This window comes from Micromonospora mangrovicola, from assembly GCF_047200535.1.
GTDB lineage: Bacteria > Actinomycetota > Actinomycetes > Mycobacteriales > Micromonosporaceae > Micromonospora.
Window position 1 is genome coordinate 82,693 of record NZ_JBJZOG010000004.1, and the last position, 17,130, is coordinate 99,822.

Sequence of the window (17,130 nt, forward strand, 5' to 3'; positions counted from 1 at the left end):
GTCGTGGCTGTGCCGGTGGTAGACCCCTCGCTGAACTCCTCGCCCGTCGCGGTCGAGCCCGTCGTGGCGGAACCGACGCGTCGACCGCGCCGCCGGCCGGCCCGCGCCGACGTGCTGGCGCTCGCAGCCTATGCGGTGCTCGGTCTCGTCGTCTGCCTCAACTACTGGGGCGACGTGCAGCACCGGGTCTCCTCGCACCTGCCGACCGACCACAGTTGGTTCGAGTGGCTCTTCGCGCACGGCGCCTACTCGGTCCGCCACCTGGAGAACCCGCTCTTCACCGCCCGGCAGAACGCCCCGGACGGGGTGAACATGATGGCGAACACCTCGCTGCTCGGGGTGACCCTGCCGCTGGCCCCGCTCACCATGCTGCTCGGCCCCCAGGTGATGTACGCGCTCTACCTGGGCGCGGCGCTGTCGGCCACCGCGGCGACGTCGTACTGGATGCTCTCCCGCCACCTGGTCCGGTCCCGCGGCGCGGCCTTCGTCGGCGGCGCCTTCCTCGGCTTCGCCCCGGGCATCGTGCACCACGCCAACGGGCAGCCGAACTTCGTCTCCAACTTCCTGCTCCCGCTGATCGTGGTGCGGGTACTGCGCCTCAGCGAACCGGGCCGCCGGCTGCGCAACGGGATCGCGCTGGGCCTGCTGGTCGCGTACCAGATCTTCATCAACGAGGAGATGCTGCTGCTCACCGCGTTGGCCTGCCTGGTCGTGCTGGTCGCGTACGCGGCGCAGCGGCCGCGCGCGGCGGGGCGTCGGGCGGGCACCTTCCTCGCCGCCGGCGGGATCGGCGCCGGACTCGCCCTGCTGCTGACCGCGTATCCGATCTGGTACCAGTTCAACGGGCCGCAGTCCTACCGGGGCCTGCAGGGCGGGATCTTCCACAGCTGGGGCGAGGACCTGATGGCGTTCGTCACCTTCGCCCGGGACACCGTCGCCGGCGACGTTGCGGTGGAGAAGACCATCGGGCTGACCGAGCAGAACAGCTGGTTCGGCTGGCCGCTGGTGCTGGTCGCGCTGGTCGGCCTGGCGCTGCTGGTGCGCCGCTCGCTGGCCGCCCGGATCGTCGCCGTGCTGGTGGTGGTCTTCACCGTCGCCGCGATCGGCCCCCAGGTGCGCTTCGACGGGGTGGAGACCACGACCGACGGCCCCTGGGCGTACGTGCCGGACGACCTGCCGCTGGTCGAGATGATGATGCCGACCCGGCTGACCCTGGTGGTGGCCGGCGCGGTGGGCGTGCTGCTCGCGTTGGCCTGGAACGCCCTCGCCCGGGGCGGCCGGCCGCCGGTGCCGGCGCCCCGCACCGACGGGGAGACCACCGGGGCCACGAGGCCGTCGTCGCCCGCCGCCGGGCCGCGTCGGCGCTGGCTGCGCGGCATCGGGTACGCGGCGATCGTGGCCGCCCTGCTGCCGCTCCTCCCCCGCCCGCTGCCGGCCCAGCAGATCGACCCGCCGCCGCACTTCATCACCGCCGGCACCTGGCGGCCGTACGTCCCGGACGGCCGGACCCTGGTGCCGGTGCCGATCCCGAGCAACGTGCACGGCCTGCCCACGCTGCGCTGGAGCGCACTGACCGGGCTGGAGTTCCCCATCCCGGCCGGCTACTTCATCGGCCCGAACGAGAAGGGCGAGGGCGTCTTCGGCGCGCCGAACCGGCCGACCAGCACGCTGATCTACTCCACCATGGACGCCGGCAGGGTGCCGGTGATCACCGACGAGAACCGCCGCCAGGCCCTGGCGGACCTGCGCTTCTGGAAGGCATCGGTGGTGGTGCTCGGCGCGAACCCGAGCGAGGGGGTGCTGCGCGAGCTGATGACCGCGCTGCTGGGCCCGCCGCAGCGGGTCGACGACGTCTGGCTCTGGGACGTCCGCGACCGCGTCTGACCCGGCTGCCGGCTGCCGGCTACGCGCTGGGACGCCGGGATGGCGTCACTCCGCCTACCAACTTGATGACGCGAACGACTCGCGAGCCTCAGCTTGCGCGCCGGCCGTCCTCGCCGATCATCCACCCACCCGGTCCTGAATCGTCCACGCCATCAAGTTCGTAGCGTCCCACAAGAGGTGGGCCTGCCGGCACTCCCAGCGTGGCTCGTTCGCCCGCACCGCACTCCGGCGGTCCGAGCCTGTCGGACGAGGGCGGGCGTGGTTCAGCCGAGGAGGGGGCGGACGTCCCAGATGTGCGCGCCGGCCACGTCCCGCCCGGTGCCGACGAGGGCGTCCACCGTGGCGCGGACCGGGTCGCCGGGGGACGAGCCGGCCTGCACCAGCACCGCCGCCCGCCAGTGCCGCAGGTCCTCGACCGCCTGGCGGCGCTCCGCCGCGCCGACCTGCGGCACCTCGCCGGTCTCGGCGGCCCGGCGCAGCAGCACCGAGGTGGGACGGTCCGGGGCACCCCAACGCGCGGCCGGGTCGTCCGCGCTCCGGGGGCCGATGAAGTAGCCACCCGGTGCGGTGAAGGCCAGCCCGGCACGCGCCGACCAGAGGGTGCCCGGGCTGACCGCGGCCCCGGTCACCGGGGGAACCGGCACCAGCGTCCGCCCCGGCGGGACGTACGCCCGCCACTCGCCGTCGGCGACGAAGGCCGGTACCGGCGCGGCGGGCACGGTCCGGATCGGCGTCGGGGCCAGCGGCAGCAGCGCGGCGGCGACCGCGCCGGCCCACGGCGTCCAGGTCCGGGCCGACCGCAGGTGGACCCGGTCCAGGGCGAGGGCCAGCAGCACCCCCAGCACCGGCACGCAGACCAGCGCGAACCGGGCCGGCACCACCAGGTCGAGCAGGGGCACCCCGGCGAGCAGCCGGTACGGCCCGGGCAGCCCGGTCTCGTGCCGGTTCACCACGATCGTGGTGCCGAGCGAGAGCAGGGCGAAGAGCAGCCCGCAGACCGCCAGCGCCCGGACCAGGGGCCGCCGCCACAGCCGGACCACCACCAGCACCACCAGCAGCGGCAGGAACGGCCCGAAGTAGGAGTTCTGCTCGGTCGGGTTCGGCGACAGCAGCCCGGCGCGGTAGCCGTCCCCGGCGACGCTCTGCCGGGCGGCGGCGGTGAACGAGGCCGCGTCGAGCCGGTAACCCCGCGCGTAGAAGGGCATCCCGCGGTAGTGGCCCGGGCCGTGGAACTGGAACCAGATCGGGTACGCCAGCAGCACCCCGGCCACCAGCGCCGCGATGCCGAGGCGGCGAGCCACCACGGGCGCCAGCCGGCGCGCGGCGGCCCGGTCGACCAACGCGTACGCCCCGGCGAACAGCCCGGCGGCGAGGACGAGGAAGACCAGCACCTCCTCGCCGAGGAAGACCTGGTACGCCACGGCCAGCCCGAGCAGCACCCCGTCCCGGCGCACCCGGTCGGCGCGGGGCCGGAACACCAGGGCGAGGATCACCGGCACCAGGAACTGCGCGGCCATGTGCAGGTGCGCCCCGGCCTGCGCCACCATGCCCGGCGCGAACCCGCAGAACAACCCGCCGACCGCCGCGGCGGGTCGGGACCGGACCAGGCGGCGGGCCAGCAGCGCGTACCAGGCGGTGGCGGTGCCGGCGAGACAGGCCACCACGGCGACGAGGAAGGCCACCTGAGGGCCGCCGAGCAGGGTGACCGGGGCGAGCGGCACGCCCAGCCCGAGCACCGAGGTGTTGGCCATCAGGTTCACCCCGTCGGGGGCGTTCAGGGCGGTGCTGTAGAGCGGATGCTCCCCGCCGCTCACCGCCCGGGCCGCGTGGGCCAGCATCCACTCGAAGAGGATCTGGTCGCCGGCCTGGTGGAACAGCCGTTCCGGGCGGCGCCACTGGCCGACGGTGAGCAGCACGGCCAGGCAGAGGTAGCCGGCGACGACCAGTGCGTCCACGGGGCGGGGCCGACGGCGGTCCCGCCGCGCCGCGACGGCTCCGGCCGCCGGCACGGGGCCGGGCGGCGCCTGCGGGGCCGGGGTCAGGCCGACTGGCTGGTCAGTTTCCGGACGTCCCACACCCACACGTCCAGCTCCTGCCGAGCCGGACCGAGCAACTGCTCGACGGTCCGGCGCAGCGGCTCGGCGTTCGGCTCGTTCAGCGGCAGCACGACGATGGCGGCACGCCAGTGGCGCAGCTCGTCGAGGAAGCGCCGCAGCTGCCGGTCGTTCAGCTTCGGCGCGCGCCCGGTGGCGGCGACCTCCTCCAGCAGGTCACCGATGCCGGTGGGGCGCCCGCCGAACCGGCCGGGGTCGCCGGTGACCCCGTTGCGCGGGGCCAGGAAGTAACCCCCAGGGATCTTGAAGGCCAGGTCGGTGCTGGCCGCCCAGCGCATCGGGTCGGTGTTGCCCATGCTCGGCACGGGCACCGGCACCAGGGTCTGGTCCGGCCCCACGTACTGCCGCCACCGGTCCGCGGTGATGAACCTCGGGACCCCGGGACGGGTGGTGACCTGCAAGGGCATCGGCGCGATCGGCAGCAGGGCGAGCACCAGGCCGGCGACGGTCAGGATCCGTACCGTCCGCCGGTCGGGGACCCGCAGCGCCGCGGCCCGCTCGACGGCGAACGCCAGCAGCACCCCGATGACCACGGTGGTGATCAGGCCGAACCGGGTGGGCACGACGGCGTCCAGCAGCGGCAGGTGGACCAGCAGCTCCCACGGCCCGGTGAACAGGTCCCGGTCCCACCAGGAGACGCGCTCGCCGAGCGAGAGCAGAGCGAAGAACCCCCCGGTCACGGCGAGCGCCCGGACCAGCACCTCCCGGCGCAGCCAGACCACGATCCCGACGCTCAGCAGCGACAGGCTCCAGCCGAAGAAGGCGTTCTCCTCGGAGTAGTTCGGGGCGAGGTTGACGTTGGCCCGTTGGTTGCCGCCCAGCGTGGTCGAGCCAGGGGCGAAGAAGGCGGCGATGTCGTTGCCGTAGTCGCGGACCGTGTCGCTGAGGCCGTGGTACGCCATCGGCCCGGCGAACTGGACGTAGAGCGGGTACGCCAGCAGCGCACCGGCGAGCACCGCGCAGACGGCCAGCCCGACGCCGAGCGGACGCCGGGCGGTGGCCCACAGCCCGCGCCGCTGGGCGACGACGGCGAGCAGGAACACGCCGCAGGCCAGCGCGGTGAAGAGCAGGATCTCCTCGTTGATGAACGCCTGCACGGTGACCAGCAGGGCGAGCAGCGCGCCGTCGCGGACCGGGCGGGTGGAGCGGGTCAGCACCAGCACCCGCCAGATGATGAACGGCAGCAGGAACTGGGAGATGATGTTGGGATGCCAGCTGGCGTGCGAGAGCATCGCCGGCGAGAACCCGCAGAACCAGGCGCCCACCGCGGCGGCCAGCCGGAGCCGGACCACGTGCCGGGAGAGCAACCGGTACCAGGCGGCGGCCGTGCCGGCCAGGCCGAGCGTCACCAGCGTGACGAAGGAGACCGCCGGTCCGAACAGGAGGGTGACCGGGACCATCGGGATGCCGAGGGCCAGGATGGCGGTGTTCGCCATCAGGTTGACCCCGTCCGGGTAGTTGAACTGGTCGGTGTAGAACGGGAACTCCCCGTGCAGCACCACGCGGACCGAGTGGGCGAGGAAGAACTGCACCTGCGCCGGGTCGCTGCTGTAGAGGGCGGCCACCCGCCCGGCCGGGTCGACCCAGATCCCGCTGGTCACCCAGAGCGCGGCGAGCAGGAAGACCCCGTGCACCGCGAGATCGATCCGGCGCAGCGTCCAGCGCCGGCGCCGCCGGCCGGCCGACGCGACCCCGGCCGCCTCCGGTGCGGCGACCGGCCCGGCGGCCGGCGGTTCGGGGGCCGGCGGTTCGGGGGCGGTCGGGGCGACGGTGGTGACGGAGGCGGAGCCCGTCGGGGCGTCGGCGTCCGGCGGCGAGTCGCCACGGGGCTCGGCAGGCGTCACAGTCGGCGGAGTCTACCGGAGCCGAAAAATGGCCACGAAAAGCACACCGCCGTCCTCTGTGGTCGCTTCCGGAAGGGTGAGGCGGTTGCGGACGGACCGCTAGGCGTCTCGTACCATGTGGCTTCGCGTAAACGACCGGCGACGGGATCGGGGGCGTTCAGGTGGCTTCAGTCCGCCGCCGCGGCACGACGGCCACCGCGCTGCTGGCGCTGCTGCTGGCCGCGACCGGCTGCGGACCTGTCGCCGGGCGGCAGCCGGCGGACCTGCGGGTCGGCTACGACAGCCTGGACGGGCCGCTCACCGTCTGGCCGGGGCGCGGCAGCCTGGCCGAGGAGGCCACGACCACCGCCGCGATCACCACGGCCGTGCGGAGCTGGCGCTCGCCGGTCGACGACCGGGTCCACCTGCCGTCCTCCGGCATCCTCTTCTCCGGCACGGTCGCCGGCACGCCGCTGGCCCTCGTCGCCGCCGACGTGCCCGGCGAGAGCGCCTCCTGGCTGCTGCAACTCGGCCGCGACGGCGACCGCTGGCGGGTCGACCACGCCACCGAGTACACCGACCCCGGCTACCTGGTCTACGCCGACGTGCTGCCGGTCCGGACGGCGGAGGGTCGCCGCTACCTCACCTCGGCCCGGGTCCAGCGGCTGCTCGGCCCGGACGGCCGCACGCTGCCCACCACCGACGGGCTCAGCGAGCCGGTCGCCGTGCCGGCCTGCCAGGCGGTGGAGCTGACCGCCACGCTGCGCGCCACCCGGTCGCTGCCGCGCGGCCGCGCCGCCGACCGCCTCCTCGATCTGGGTACGGCCACCGCCGCCCCCCGCTATCCCCTGGTCCGCGACGAGACGGGGTCCGGCCGGCGGGCCCTGAGCGGGCTGGACACCTGCCTCCTCGCCGACACCCGCGGGCCGTTCGGCAGCGTGCCGCGCCGCATCGGCGACCGGCGCGCGCCCCGCTCGGCGCCGGAGTCCTGGCCGATGGCGAAGATCGCCGTCCGGTCGCTCGGCGAGCTGGCGGTGGGCGGCGGCGAACCAGGCGACCTGGAGCAGCTGAGCTGGGAGAGCGCCACCGGCACGATGACCGCGGTGGTCTACCGGCCGGCCGACGGTGGGCGGCCGGTGCTCTCCCCCGCCGACCGGTCCACCACCCTCCAGGCGTACTACCTGCCGATGCCGGGCCAGCCTCTCGCCGTGCTGAGCTGGCGGACCAGCCGGGACGCCTCGTTCGCCGCGCCACCGGGGACGACCCGGCTGGTCGACCGGCCGGGCCTCGTCGTGCTGGCGCAGCCGGACCGCAGGCAGACGTTCAGCCTGGCGGGTACGGAGAAGACCTGGTACCGGTCGGTGGGCGGCCGCTGAGCCGACCCACTTCGGGTACGACCGTCATGCTCCGAAGCGGCGGCTGCGCGCCGCGTAGGAGCGCAGCGCGCGCAGGAAATCGATCTTTCGGAAGCCGGGCCAGTACACATCGCAGAAGTACAGCTCGGAGTAGGCGGCCTGCCAGAGCAGGAACCCGGACATCCGGCGTTCCCCGCTGGTACGGATGACGAGGTCGGGGTCGGGCCGCCCGCCGGTGTACAGGTGCTCCGCGATCTCCTCGGCTGTCAGGCTCCGTGCCACGTCATCAGGGGTCGTGCCGGCTTCTGCCGCCCGCGCCAGCAGCGTACGCACGGCGTTGACGACCTCCTCGCGGCCGTCGTAGCCGACCGCAACCGTGAGGTGGAAGCCCTCGCCGCGCTCACCAGTGGCGTCCTCGGCGAGCTTCAGCGTGTGGCGGGTCGAGTCGGGCAGGACGTCCATGCGGCCGGCCAGGTGAAGCCGCCACGGGTTGCGCGGGTCCAGGAGTGGCGCCGCGACAACCTCCTCGATCATCCGCATCAGGTGCTCCACCTCGGCGGAGGCCCGCTTGCGCACGTTGTCGACCGAGGCGACGTACAGCGTGACGTGGCGAATGCCGAGCTCGGCACACCAGCTCAGCACTTCGTGGATGTGCTGCGCCCCGTACCGGTGACCCACTCCGGGGTCGTCGAAGCCCATCTGCCGGGCCCACCGGCGGTTTCCGTCCATGGCTATGGCGACGTGTCGCGGCCGCGGGAGGTCGGCCAGTTGGGCGTGCAGGCGACGGGCGTACAGCCGGTAGGCCGTGCGACGAATGGGCTCGATCATGACTCCAGATGAAACCACGGACGGAGCACGCGGGCGGCTCCGCTGACGCGGGCCGCCCGCTCCGGTGGGTGTGGTCAGTTCTTGGCCGCGGCCTCACTGGCGGCGGGGTCGACGGGCTGGGCGTCCAGGCCGGAGATCCAGCCGGTGACGTCGCGGGCCACGCCCTGCGCGGTCAGGCCCAGGTCGGTCAGGATCTGGGCGCGGGTGCCGTGCGGGTGCCAGTCGGCCGGCACGCCCAGGTCCTTCAGCGGCACCCGGACGTCGGCGTCCCGCATGGCCTGGCCGAGCGCGTCGCCGACGCCGCCGACCCGGACGCCGTCCTCGACGGTGACCACGAGCCGGTGCTCGGCGGCCAGCTCGACCAGCTCGGCCGGGACCGGGCGGACCCAGCGGGGGTCGACCACGGTGACGCCGTAGCCCTGCTCGGCGACCCGGGCGGCGACCTCCATGCCGAGGCCGGCGAAGGAGCCGACCGCGACCAGCAGCACGTCGGTCCGCGCCGACTCGGCCAGCACGTCCACCGGGCCGATCCGGCGCACGGCCGGCAGGTCGGCGGCCACGGTGCCGGTCGGGAAGCGGAGGATGGTCGGGCCGTCGTCCACGGCGACCGCCTCGCGCAGCTCCTCGCGGAGGCTGCCGGCGTCGCGGGGCGCGGCGATCCGCAGGCCGGGCACCACGCCGAAGACGGACATGTCCCAGATGCCGTAGTGGCTCGGCCCGTCCGGGCCGGTGATGCCGGCCCGGTCCAGCACGAAGGTGACCGGCAGCTTGTGCATCGCCACGTCCAGCAGGACCTGGTCGAACGCCCGGTTGAGGAAGGTGGCGTAGACGGCGACCACCGGGTGCAGGCCGCCCATCGCCAGGCCGGCCGCCGAGGTGGCGGCGTGCTGCTCGGCGATGCCCACGTCGTACACCCGCTCGGGGTACTTGCGGGCCAGGGTGGCGATGCCGGTGGGCTCGGCCATCGCGGCGGTGATGCCGACCACGTCGGGCCGCTCATCGGCGATCTTGACCAGCTCGTCGGCGAAGACGTGGGTCCACTTCACCGACGGCGCGGCGACCAGCTGGCCGGTCTCGACGTCGAAGGCGCCCCCCGGGCCGTGCAGGCAGTCCGCCTCGTCCTCCTCGGCCGGGCGGTAGCCGTAGCCCTTGCGGGTGACCGCGTGCACGATCACCGGGCCGCCGAAGTTCTTCGCGGCGCGCAGCGCCGACTCGACCGCGGGCACGTCGTGGCCGTCGACCGGGCCGACGTACTTGATGCCGAGGTCCTCGAACATGGCCTGCGGGGCGACCGCGTCCTTGATGCCCTTCTTGACCGCGTGCAGCACCTCGTACATCGGCTTGCCGACGAACGGGGTGTTGCCGAGCGCGTCCTTGACGGTGTCGAGCACCTTCTCGTAGCCCGGGTTGAGCCGCAGCGAGGAGAGGTGGTCGGCGAGGCCGCCGATGGTCGGCGAATAGGACCGGCCGTTGTCGTTGACCACGATCACCAGCGGGTTGCCGGCGGTGGCGATGTTGTTCAGCGCCTCCCAGCACATGCCGCCGGTCAGCGCGCCGTCGCCGACCACGGCCACCACGGCGCGCTTCTCGCCGCGCAGCGCGTACGCCTTGGCCAGGCCGTCGGCGTAGGACAGGGCGGTGGAGGCGTGCGAGTTCTCGATCAGGTCGTGCTCGCTCTCCGCCTGGTTGGGGTAGCCGGAGAGGCCACCGCGCTGGCGGAGCTTGTCGAAGCCCTCCTGCCGGCCGGTGAGGATCTTGTGCACGTAGGCCTGGTGGCCGGTGTCGAACAGGAGCCGGTCGCGCGGCGAGTCGAAGACCCGGTGCATGGCCAGGGTCAGCTCGACGACGCCCAGGTTGGGGCCGATGTGCCCGCCGGTGCGGGAGACCTTGGCGATCAGGAAGTCACGGATCTCGGCGGCGAGGATGTCCAGCTGCTCGGCGGTCATCCGCTTGACGTCCTGCGGACCGCGGACGGTGCCCAGCAGCCGACCGTGGTTGGCCGTGCCCTCTTCAACACTCATGACGGAAGAGTCTATCGGCCACCCGGAAAGGCGCAGCCCGGCCGGGATCACCGCGGGCAGGGAGGGAGCCGCCCGCTTCACGCTGTCTGCCCACTCAGCCGGCCACGACCAGGCGGCGGGGTGGGCGGGACGCCTCCTTGGCCTGCGCCGGCACCCCGGCTCGTCGGTGGTGCGCAGCCGCCGGCACCGCTGCCCGGCGCGGCCAGCCGGGACCGGAGTGTGGGATTGCGCACCCCGCCACCGGCCGCGACCACCCCGGAGGGACGTGGGGAGCACACCCGCGCGGGCGTCCGGAGACGGCCGGCTCAGGCGGGCGGCAGGAACAGGCCGACCAGCTCGACGTGCTGGGTCATCGGGAACAGGTCGAAGCCGCGCAGCGCGGCCAGCCGCCAACCGAGCCCGGTGAAGGTGCGCACGTCCCGGGCGAACGCGGCCGGGTCGCAGGCCACGTACGCCACCGCGCGCGGGCCGGCGGCGACGATGTTGCGGACCACCGGCGCGCCCGCACCGGAGCGGGGCGGGTCGAGCACCACCAGGTCGACCGGGCCGGTGACCCGGCGGCGGGCCAGCGCGGTCTCCACCCGGGCCGCGACCACCTCCACCCGGGGCAGGTCGGCCAGGTTGACCCGGGCCGCGTGCACGCCCTGCTCGGCCGACTCGACCAGGGTGACCCGGGCGTCGCCGACCCGGCCGGCGAGCGCCGCGGCGAACAGTCCCGCACCGCCGTACAGGTCCCAGGCGGTCTCGCCGGGACGCGGGTCGAGCAGGTCCAGCACCGCGCCGACCAGGGTGTCCGCCGCGGCCGGGTGCACCTGCCAGAAGCCGGACGCGGGCAGCGTCCAGTCCCGGCCGGCGGCCACCTCGCGGACCTGCTCCGGCCCGCGCACCGGGGTGGGCAGCCCGCCGGCGTACGCGGTGACGCTGACGTCGCCGCCGGTGGAGGCGACCGTCTCGACCGCGTCGGCGTCCGGCCAACGGGCCCCGCTGGCGGCGAGCACCGGCAGCCCCTGGATGGCCGGGTGCGCGATCAGGCAGCGGTCGACCGGCACCACCTCGTGCGAGCGGTGCTTGAGCAGCCCGGCCCGGCCGGCGCCGTCGACCGCGTAGCGGACCCGGGAACGCCAGCCCAGCGGCCCGCCGGGCAGCGCCTCGACCCGGACGCCGAGCGCGTCGACCCGGTCGTCGGTGAGGCCGCCGAGGCGGGTGAGCTGCTCGCGCACCACGGCGGCCTTCCAGCGCAGCTGCGCCTCGGGGGCGACGTGCTGGAGGTCGCACCCGCCGCAGCGGCCCGGCTTCGCGTACGGGCAGGGCGGCTCGACCCGGTCCGGGGAGGCGGTGCGGATCTCCACCGCGTCGGCCCGGGCGAAGCCCCGGTGCAGCTCGGTCACCTCGGCGACCACCCGCTCACCGGGCAGCGCGTGCCGGACGAAGACGACCTGGCCGTTCACCCGGGCCACGCAGTGCCCGCCGGGGGCGACCGCGTCCACGGTCAGCTCCACCCGCTCGGCCTCCTCCAGCCCGCGTCGGGCGTCGGTGGGCGCGGTCACGGGCGGTCCGCGGCGGTCGAGCCGCTCTCCCCGGGTGGGGCGGAGACCACCGGCGGCACGGTCGGCGGCAGGGTGCTGCGCGGGGCCACCCGGGGTCCGCGCGCCGGCCCCCGGGTCAGGGTGGCGTCCAGCCGGTCCAGGTTCTTGCTGGCGGTCGAGGCGAGCTGCCAGGGGACGCTGGTCACCATCACGCCCGGCTCGAAGAGCAGCCGCCCCTTGAGCCGCAGCGCGCTCTGGTTGTGCAGCAGGTTCTCCCACCAGCGGCCCACCACGTACTCCGGGATGAAGACGGTGACCACGTCGCGGGGGGACTCCCGGCGGACCGAGGCGACGAAGTTGAGGATCGGCCGGGTGATCTCCCGGTACGGCGAGTCGACCACGGTGAGCGGCACCGGCAGCTCGCGCCGCTCCCAGTCCGCCTGCAGGTCCCGGGTGTCCTTCTCGTCGACGTTCACGGTCACCGCGGTCAGCGTGTCCGGCCGGGTGGCCCGGGCGTACGCGATGGCCCGCAGGGTCGGCTGGTGCAGCTTGCTGACCAGCACGATGGCGTGGTTGCGGGCGGGCAGCACGGCCCGCTGCTCGGTCAGCTCCAGCTCGGCGGCGACCCGGTCGTAGTGCCGGCGGATGGCCAGCATCAGCACGTAGATCACGGCCATCGCGGCGATCGCGATCCAGGCGCCGAGCAGGAACTTGGTGACCAGCACGATGATCAGCACGACGCCGGTCATGGCCATGCCGAAGGTGTTGATCGCCCGGGAGCGGATCATCCGCCGCCGTGCCTCCGGGTCCCGCTCGGTGCGCAGGTGCCGGTTCCAGTGCCGGATCATGCCGGCCTGGGACAGGGTGAACGAGACGAACACGCCGACGATGTAGAGCTGGATGAGCCGGGTCACCTCGGCCTGGAAGCCGACGATCAGCACCACCGCGAAGACGGCGAGGAAGACGATGCCGTTGGAGAACGCCAGCCGGTCGCCGCGGGTGTGCAGCTGCCGGGGCAGGTAGCGGTCCTGGGCGAGGATCGAGCCGAGCACCGGGAAACCGTTGAAGGCGGTGTTCGCGGCCAGGAACAGGATCAGCGCGGTGGCGGCGGCCACCACGTAGAGCAGCACCGAGCCGTTGCCGAAGACCGTCGCGGCGAGCTGCGCGGTGACGGTCTTCTGCACGTAGCCGTCCGGGCCCGAGACGATCTGCGACGGGTCCTCGACGAACTGCAACCCGGTCAGCCGGGACAGCCAGATGATGCCCACCAGCATGCTCACCGCGATGGTGCCGAGCAGCAGCAGGGTGGTCGCCGCGTTCTTCGACTTCGGCGTCTTGAACGCCGGCACGCCGTTGGAGATCGCCTCCACACCGGTGAGCGCGGCGCAGCCGGACGAGAAGGTGCGCAGCAGCAGGAAGACCAGCGCGAAGCCGGCGACGCTGTGCTCGGCGTGGATCTCCAGCCCGGCGCTCGGGGCCTGCAGGTCGTCGCCGAGCACGAAGACCCGGATCAGCCCGGTGATCAGCATGCCGCCGATGACGATCACGAAGCCGTAGGTGGGGATGGCGAAGGCGGTGCCGGACTCACGCAGGCCACGCAGGTTCATCGCGGTGAGCACCGCCACCGCGCTGACCGCGATCAACACCTTGTGGGTGTCCACGAACGGGACCACCGAGCCGAGGTTCGCCACGCCCGAGGAGACCGAGACCGCGACGGTGAGCACGTAGTCGACCAGCAGCGCGCTGGCCACCGCGAGCCCGGCCCGCGGCCCGAGGTTGACCGTGGCCACCTCGTAGTCACCGCCACCGGAGGGGTAGGCGTGCACGTTCTGCCGGTAGCTCGCCACCACCGTGAGCATCACCACGACGACCGCGAGCGCGATCCACGGCGAGAAGAGGTACGCCGAGGCGCCCGCGATGGAGAGCGTCAGCAGGATCTCGTCCGGGGCGTACGCGACGCTGGAGAGGGCGTCGGAGGCGAAGACCGGCAGCGCGATGCGCTTCGGCAGGAGCGTGTGCTGGAGGCGGTCGGACCGGAACGGTCGACCGACGAGGAGTCGCTTCAGCAGCGAGGTGGGTCTGGCCACAACCGCCAAGAGTACGACCACCCCGCTCCGGACGGTGGGGGTGCCTGATCACCCTCGCGTGCGCCCGCGCGGTACGGTCGGTCCCCCGCCGGCGGCGGGGACGTGGCAGGCTCGCAGACGACGGGCCAGCGGGCGGCACCGTGGGAGGAGCGGACACCGTGCATGTCGTGATCATGGGCTGCGGCCGGGTCGGGTCGACCCTGGCGCACAGCCTGGAGTCCCGGGGACACTCGGTGGCGGTGATCGACCAGGACGCGGACGCGTTCCGCCGTCTCGGACCCGACTTCGCCGGCATCACCGTCACCGGCGCCGGTTTCGACGGCGATGTGCTGCGCCAGGCCGGCATCGAGCGCGCGGACGCCTTCGCGGCGGTCTCCAGCGGCGACAACTCCAACATCATCTCGGCCCGGCTGGCGCGGGAGACCTTCGGCGTCTCCCGGGTGGCCGCCCGGATCTACGACCAGCGCCGGGCGCAGGTCTACGAGCGCCTCGGCATCCCCACCGTGGCCACCGTCCGGTGGACCGCCGACCGGATGCTGCGCCACCTGGTCCCCGAGGGGAACGTGGAGATCTTCCGGGACTCGACCAGCACCGTGTCGATCATCGAGGTGCCGGTGCACAGGGACTGGATCGGCCGGCCGCTGAGCCAGCTGGAGGATTCCGCGGGCGCGCGGGTCGCGTACCTCATCCGGTTCGGAATCGGCACACTGCCCACCGCCTCCACCGTGGTGCAGGAGGGCGACCAGGTCTTCATGCTGGTGACCGACGACATCATCGGGTCGGTCACCTCGGTGGCGGCGGCGCCGCCGGAAGGAGGGCACTGAGCGATGCGCATCGCCATCGCGGGCGCCGGCAACGTGGGCCGGTCGATCGCCCAGGAGCTGATCGACAACGGTCACCAGGTGATGCTGATCGAGCGGCAGCCCAAGATGCTGCGGCCCGACCGGGTGCCGGCCGCCGAGTGGGTGCTCGCCGACGCGTGCGAGCTGGCCAGCCTGGAGGAGGCGAACCTCTCCGGCTGCGACGTGGTGGTCGCCGCCACCGGCGACGACAAGGTCAACCTGGTGGTGTCGCTGCTGGCCAAGACCGAGTTCGCGGTGCCCCGCGTGGTCGCCCGGGTCAACCGGGCGGAGAACGAGTGGCTCTTCACCGAGCAGTGGGGCGTCGACGTCGCGGTGAGCAAGCCGCGGGTGATGGCCGCGCTGGTCGAGGAGGCGGTCACGGTCGGCGACCTGGTCCGGCTGATGACGTTCCGGCAGGGCGAGGCGAACCTGGTCGAGATCACCCTGCCGCCCAGCGCCCCCTACGTCGGCCAGCCGATCCACGCGGTGCCGATCCCCCGGGACGCCGCCCTGGTGGCGATCCTGCGTGGCAAGCGCGTGCTGGTGCCCAGCCCGGACGACCCGATCGAGGCCGGGGACGAGCTGATCTTCGTGTGCACGGCAGCGGTGGAGGACGAGGTCCGTCGGGTGATCCTCGGCCCGGACAGCGTCGAGCGCACCCGCGAGCGGGCCTGACCGGCTGCGGTCCCGCCGGCCGGCACCGGGGTGCGGTCGGCGGGCCTCAGGCGCCGGGCAGCGGCGTCGTCGACGCGCCCTCTCGGGTCACCCGGCGCACCGCCCAGACCGTGATCAGCAGCAGCAGCGCGTACGGCGGGTAGCCCAGGGCGAGCCGGGCCACGCCCAGCGCGGTGTCCTGGTGGGCCAGGTAGAGCCCGGCCTGCACGCCCACCTTGGCCAGCCACACCACGCCCCAGAGCACGGTGAGCTGGGTGAAGGTGCGGACCAGGCGGGGGTCGTCCCGCCACTCGGAGCGGCCCTTGGCCACCAGCACCGACCAGATCCAGCCCACCAGGGGCTGCCGGAGCGCCGCCGAGACCAGCAGGGCCAGCCCGTAGCCGATGCCGTAGAGGATGCCGGGCAGGTAGAAGTCCCGCTCGTCGCCGGTACGCCAGGCGATGGCCGCGCCGATGCCGATGCCGACCAGGCCGTTGACGGCGTGCCGCACCGGTCGGCGCTGGGCCAGCCGCAGACCGGCGATCAGCACCGCCACGGCCACCGAGGCGATCACCGCGGGGCGCAGCTCGCCCAGCATGTTGGCGATCACGAAGACCACCACCGGGATGCTCGACTCGACCAGGCCCCGCCAGCCACCGAGCTGGTCGGCCATCTGCTCGGCGAGGCTGGGCAGCCGCTCGTCCTCCGGCCCGGTCTCCGGCTCGGTGTGCTGTCCGGTCGTCACTTCGGCGACTCCAGCTCGTAGTACGGGTTGTAGATCACCTTGCGTTCGTCCCGTACGGCCACCCGGCCGCGGGCGGTCAGGTGCCGGCCGGGCTCGATCCCGGCGATGTGCCGTCGGCCCAACCAGACCAGGGTGACCACGTCGTTGCCGTCGTAGAGGTCGGCTTCCAGGGTGGGCAGGTTCGTCCGGGGCGTGTACACCACCGTGCGGAGCCGCCCGGCGACCGAGACGACCTGGCCCCGGCTGCACTGGTGGGCCGGCATGCAGCCGGACTCGGCGCTCTCCCGGCGCAGCTCCTGCGCCTCGATCTCGGACTCGCTCGCGGTCAGCCGATGCAGGAGCCGCCGGAACGACACCCGGCTCTCGTCGGTCGTCATGACCTCCGCGTCACCCTTCTCCACCGGGCCGGTCCGCGCCGGCACTGGCTCCGCCCGGCAGACGCCGGGACCGTCCCGCCAGCGTACGCCGAGACGGCCCGTCCGCGGAGCCGGCGTCCGTCGCGGCAGCCGCGGCGGGTGGACACCCGACGGGCCCGGTGCCGTCGGCCGGAGCCGACGGATGCCGGGCCCGCCCGGTACGCGTCAGGCCTCGCGCTGCTCCGGCCCGCCCTGCTGCTCGGCCGCCTGCTGCTCCGCGACCTCGCGGGGCAGCCGCAGCGGCAGCGGCTCACGGACCGGCTTGGCCTCGTGGCCCCGGTCCACCACCAGGCCGTCGAGGCAGGCCGTCAGCGGGCCGGCCACGGCCGGGTCGGTGGCCGCCTGGCCCTGGTAGACGCCGCGGACCATCCAGCGCGGCCCGTCGATGCCGACGAAGCGCAGGTCGGTCAGGCCGTCCGGGGTGCGCACCCGGGCCCGCAGCTCGGTGCCGTACTCCCCGTCGATCTCCTGGGCGGCGGCGCCGTCGTTGTACAGGGACTGCCGGATCTCCTCACGGACCTCGTCCCAGATGCCCTCGGAGCGGGGGGCGGCGAACACGCCGAGCTGGAGGGCGTTCTGTCCGTGCACCAGCACGACCTGCTGGATCACGCCCTGCGGGTCGGCCTGCACCCGCACCTCGACGTCGGGCACCGCCGGGATCTGGAGGCTGCCCAGGTCGAGCCGGGGCACGTCGGGCGCCTCGGAGACGTCGTACGGGCCCCGCGACGGCGCCTGCGGGGTCTCCTCGACCTCCGGGGAGTCGAGAACCCCGGCGGCCCGCTCGTCACGCGCGTGCCGCGCGCCCTCGGCCCGCTTACGGGAGAAGATCACTGCG

Annotated in this window: 12 protein-coding genes and 1 pseudogene; 4 read left to right on the plus strand and 9 right to left on the minus strand. The window is 74.0% G+C overall.

What is annotated here, in order from left to right:
• Positions 1-9 precede the first annotated feature (9 nt).
• Entirely contained in the window at positions 10-1,884 is a 1,875-nt protein-coding gene (locus tag ACL02O_RS02885) for a hypothetical protein (RefSeq protein ID WP_412816407.1), read from the plus strand.
• A 263-nt stretch (positions 1,885-2,147) separates the two neighbouring features.
• Here ACL02O_RS02885 and ACL02O_RS02890 read toward each other — a convergent pair whose 3' ends face one another.
• Both ACL02O_RS02890 and ACL02O_RS02895 read right to left on the minus strand, forming a co-directional pair.
• Positions 2,148-3,965 (minus strand): TgpA N-terminal domain-containing protein, encoded by a 1,818-nt coding sequence (locus ACL02O_RS02890; protein WP_412816347.1) that lies wholly within the window; start codon positions 3,963-3,965, stop codon positions 2,148-2,150.
• Positions 3,923-5,842 carry a hypothetical protein gene (locus tag ACL02O_RS02895; RefSeq protein WP_412816348.1) on the minus strand — a complete coding sequence of 640 codons (1,920 nt, stop codon included), beginning with the start codon at positions 5,840-5,842 and terminating at the stop codon, positions 3,923-3,925. Before ACL02O_RS02895 ends, ACL02O_RS02890 begins: the two co-directional genes overlap by 43 nt.
• 161 nt (positions 5,843-6,003) lie before the next feature.
• On the opposite strand from ACL02O_RS02895, the gene ACL02O_RS02900 reads away from it, so the two are divergent.
• Complete coding sequence (locus tag ACL02O_RS02900) at positions 6,004-7,197, plus strand: hypothetical protein (protein WP_412816349.1); 1,194 nt, start codon at positions 6,004-6,006, stop codon at positions 7,195-7,197.
• 24 nt (positions 7,198-7,221) lie between these two features.
• On the opposite strand, the gene uppS is transcribed toward ACL02O_RS02900, so the two are convergent.
• From uppS to ACL02O_RS02920, 4 genes and pseudogenes are all read right to left on the minus strand, one after another.
• Positions 7,222-8,004, minus strand: coding sequence for a polyprenyl diphosphate synthase (uppS, locus tag ACL02O_RS02905; protein ID WP_412816408.1), 783 nt, complete (start codon positions 8,002-8,004; stop codon positions 7,222-7,224).
• 45 nt (positions 8,005-8,049) lie between these two features.
• A pseudogene (gene dxs / locus ACL02O_RS02910) lies at positions 8,050-10,025 on the minus strand (1-deoxy-D-xylulose-5-phosphate synthase); the annotation flags it as partial.
• A gap of 305 nt (positions 10,026-10,330) precedes the next feature.
• Positions 10,331-11,572 carry a class I SAM-dependent RNA methyltransferase gene (locus ACL02O_RS02915; RefSeq protein WP_412816350.1) on the minus strand — a complete coding sequence of 414 codons (1,242 nt, stop codon included), beginning with the start codon at positions 11,570-11,572 and terminating at the stop codon, positions 10,331-10,333.
• Positions 11,569-13,638 (minus strand): APC family permease, encoded by a 2,070-nt coding sequence (locus ACL02O_RS02920; protein WP_412816351.1) that lies wholly within the window; start codon positions 13,636-13,638, stop codon positions 11,569-11,571. The genes ACL02O_RS02915 and ACL02O_RS02920 overlap by 4 nt, the downstream gene beginning before the upstream one ends.
• A 158-nt stretch (positions 13,639-13,796) precedes the next feature.
• Between ACL02O_RS02920 and ACL02O_RS02925 the strand changes: the two genes are divergently transcribed.
• Positions 13,797-14,462 (plus strand): potassium channel family protein, encoded by a 666-nt coding sequence (locus ACL02O_RS02925; protein WP_412816352.1) that lies wholly within the window; start codon positions 13,797-13,799, stop codon positions 14,460-14,462.
• A gap of 3 nt (positions 14,463-14,465) precedes the next feature.
• Positions 14,466-15,155, plus strand: a complete 690-nt coding sequence (locus tag ACL02O_RS02930) for a potassium channel family protein (protein WP_412816353.1) — start codon at positions 14,466-14,468, stop codon at positions 15,153-15,155.
• Positions 15,156-15,201: 46 nt separating this feature from the next.
• On the opposite strand, the gene ACL02O_RS02935 is transcribed toward ACL02O_RS02930, so the two are convergent.
• The 3 genes from ACL02O_RS02935 to ACL02O_RS02945 all read right to left on the minus strand — a co-directional run bounded on the left by ACL02O_RS02935 (position 15,202) and on the right by ACL02O_RS02945 (position 17,126).
• Positions 15,202-15,879, minus strand: a complete 678-nt coding sequence (locus tag ACL02O_RS02935) for a DUF3159 domain-containing protein (RefSeq protein WP_412816354.1) — start codon at positions 15,877-15,879, stop codon at positions 15,202-15,204.
• Positions 15,876-16,256: an OB-fold nucleic acid binding domain-containing protein gene (locus ACL02O_RS02940; protein ID WP_412816355.1), complete on the minus strand. Its 381-nt coding sequence runs from the start codon at positions 16,254-16,256 to the stop codon at positions 15,876-15,878. The genes ACL02O_RS02935 and ACL02O_RS02940 overlap by 4 nt, the downstream gene beginning before the upstream one ends.
• Before the next feature lie 204 nt (positions 16,257-16,460).
• Complete coding sequence (locus tag ACL02O_RS02945; protein WP_412816356.1) at positions 16,461-17,126, minus strand: DUF3710 domain-containing protein; 666 nt, start codon at positions 17,124-17,126, stop codon at positions 16,461-16,463.
• Between the last annotated feature and the right edge of the window lie 4 nt (positions 17,127-17,130).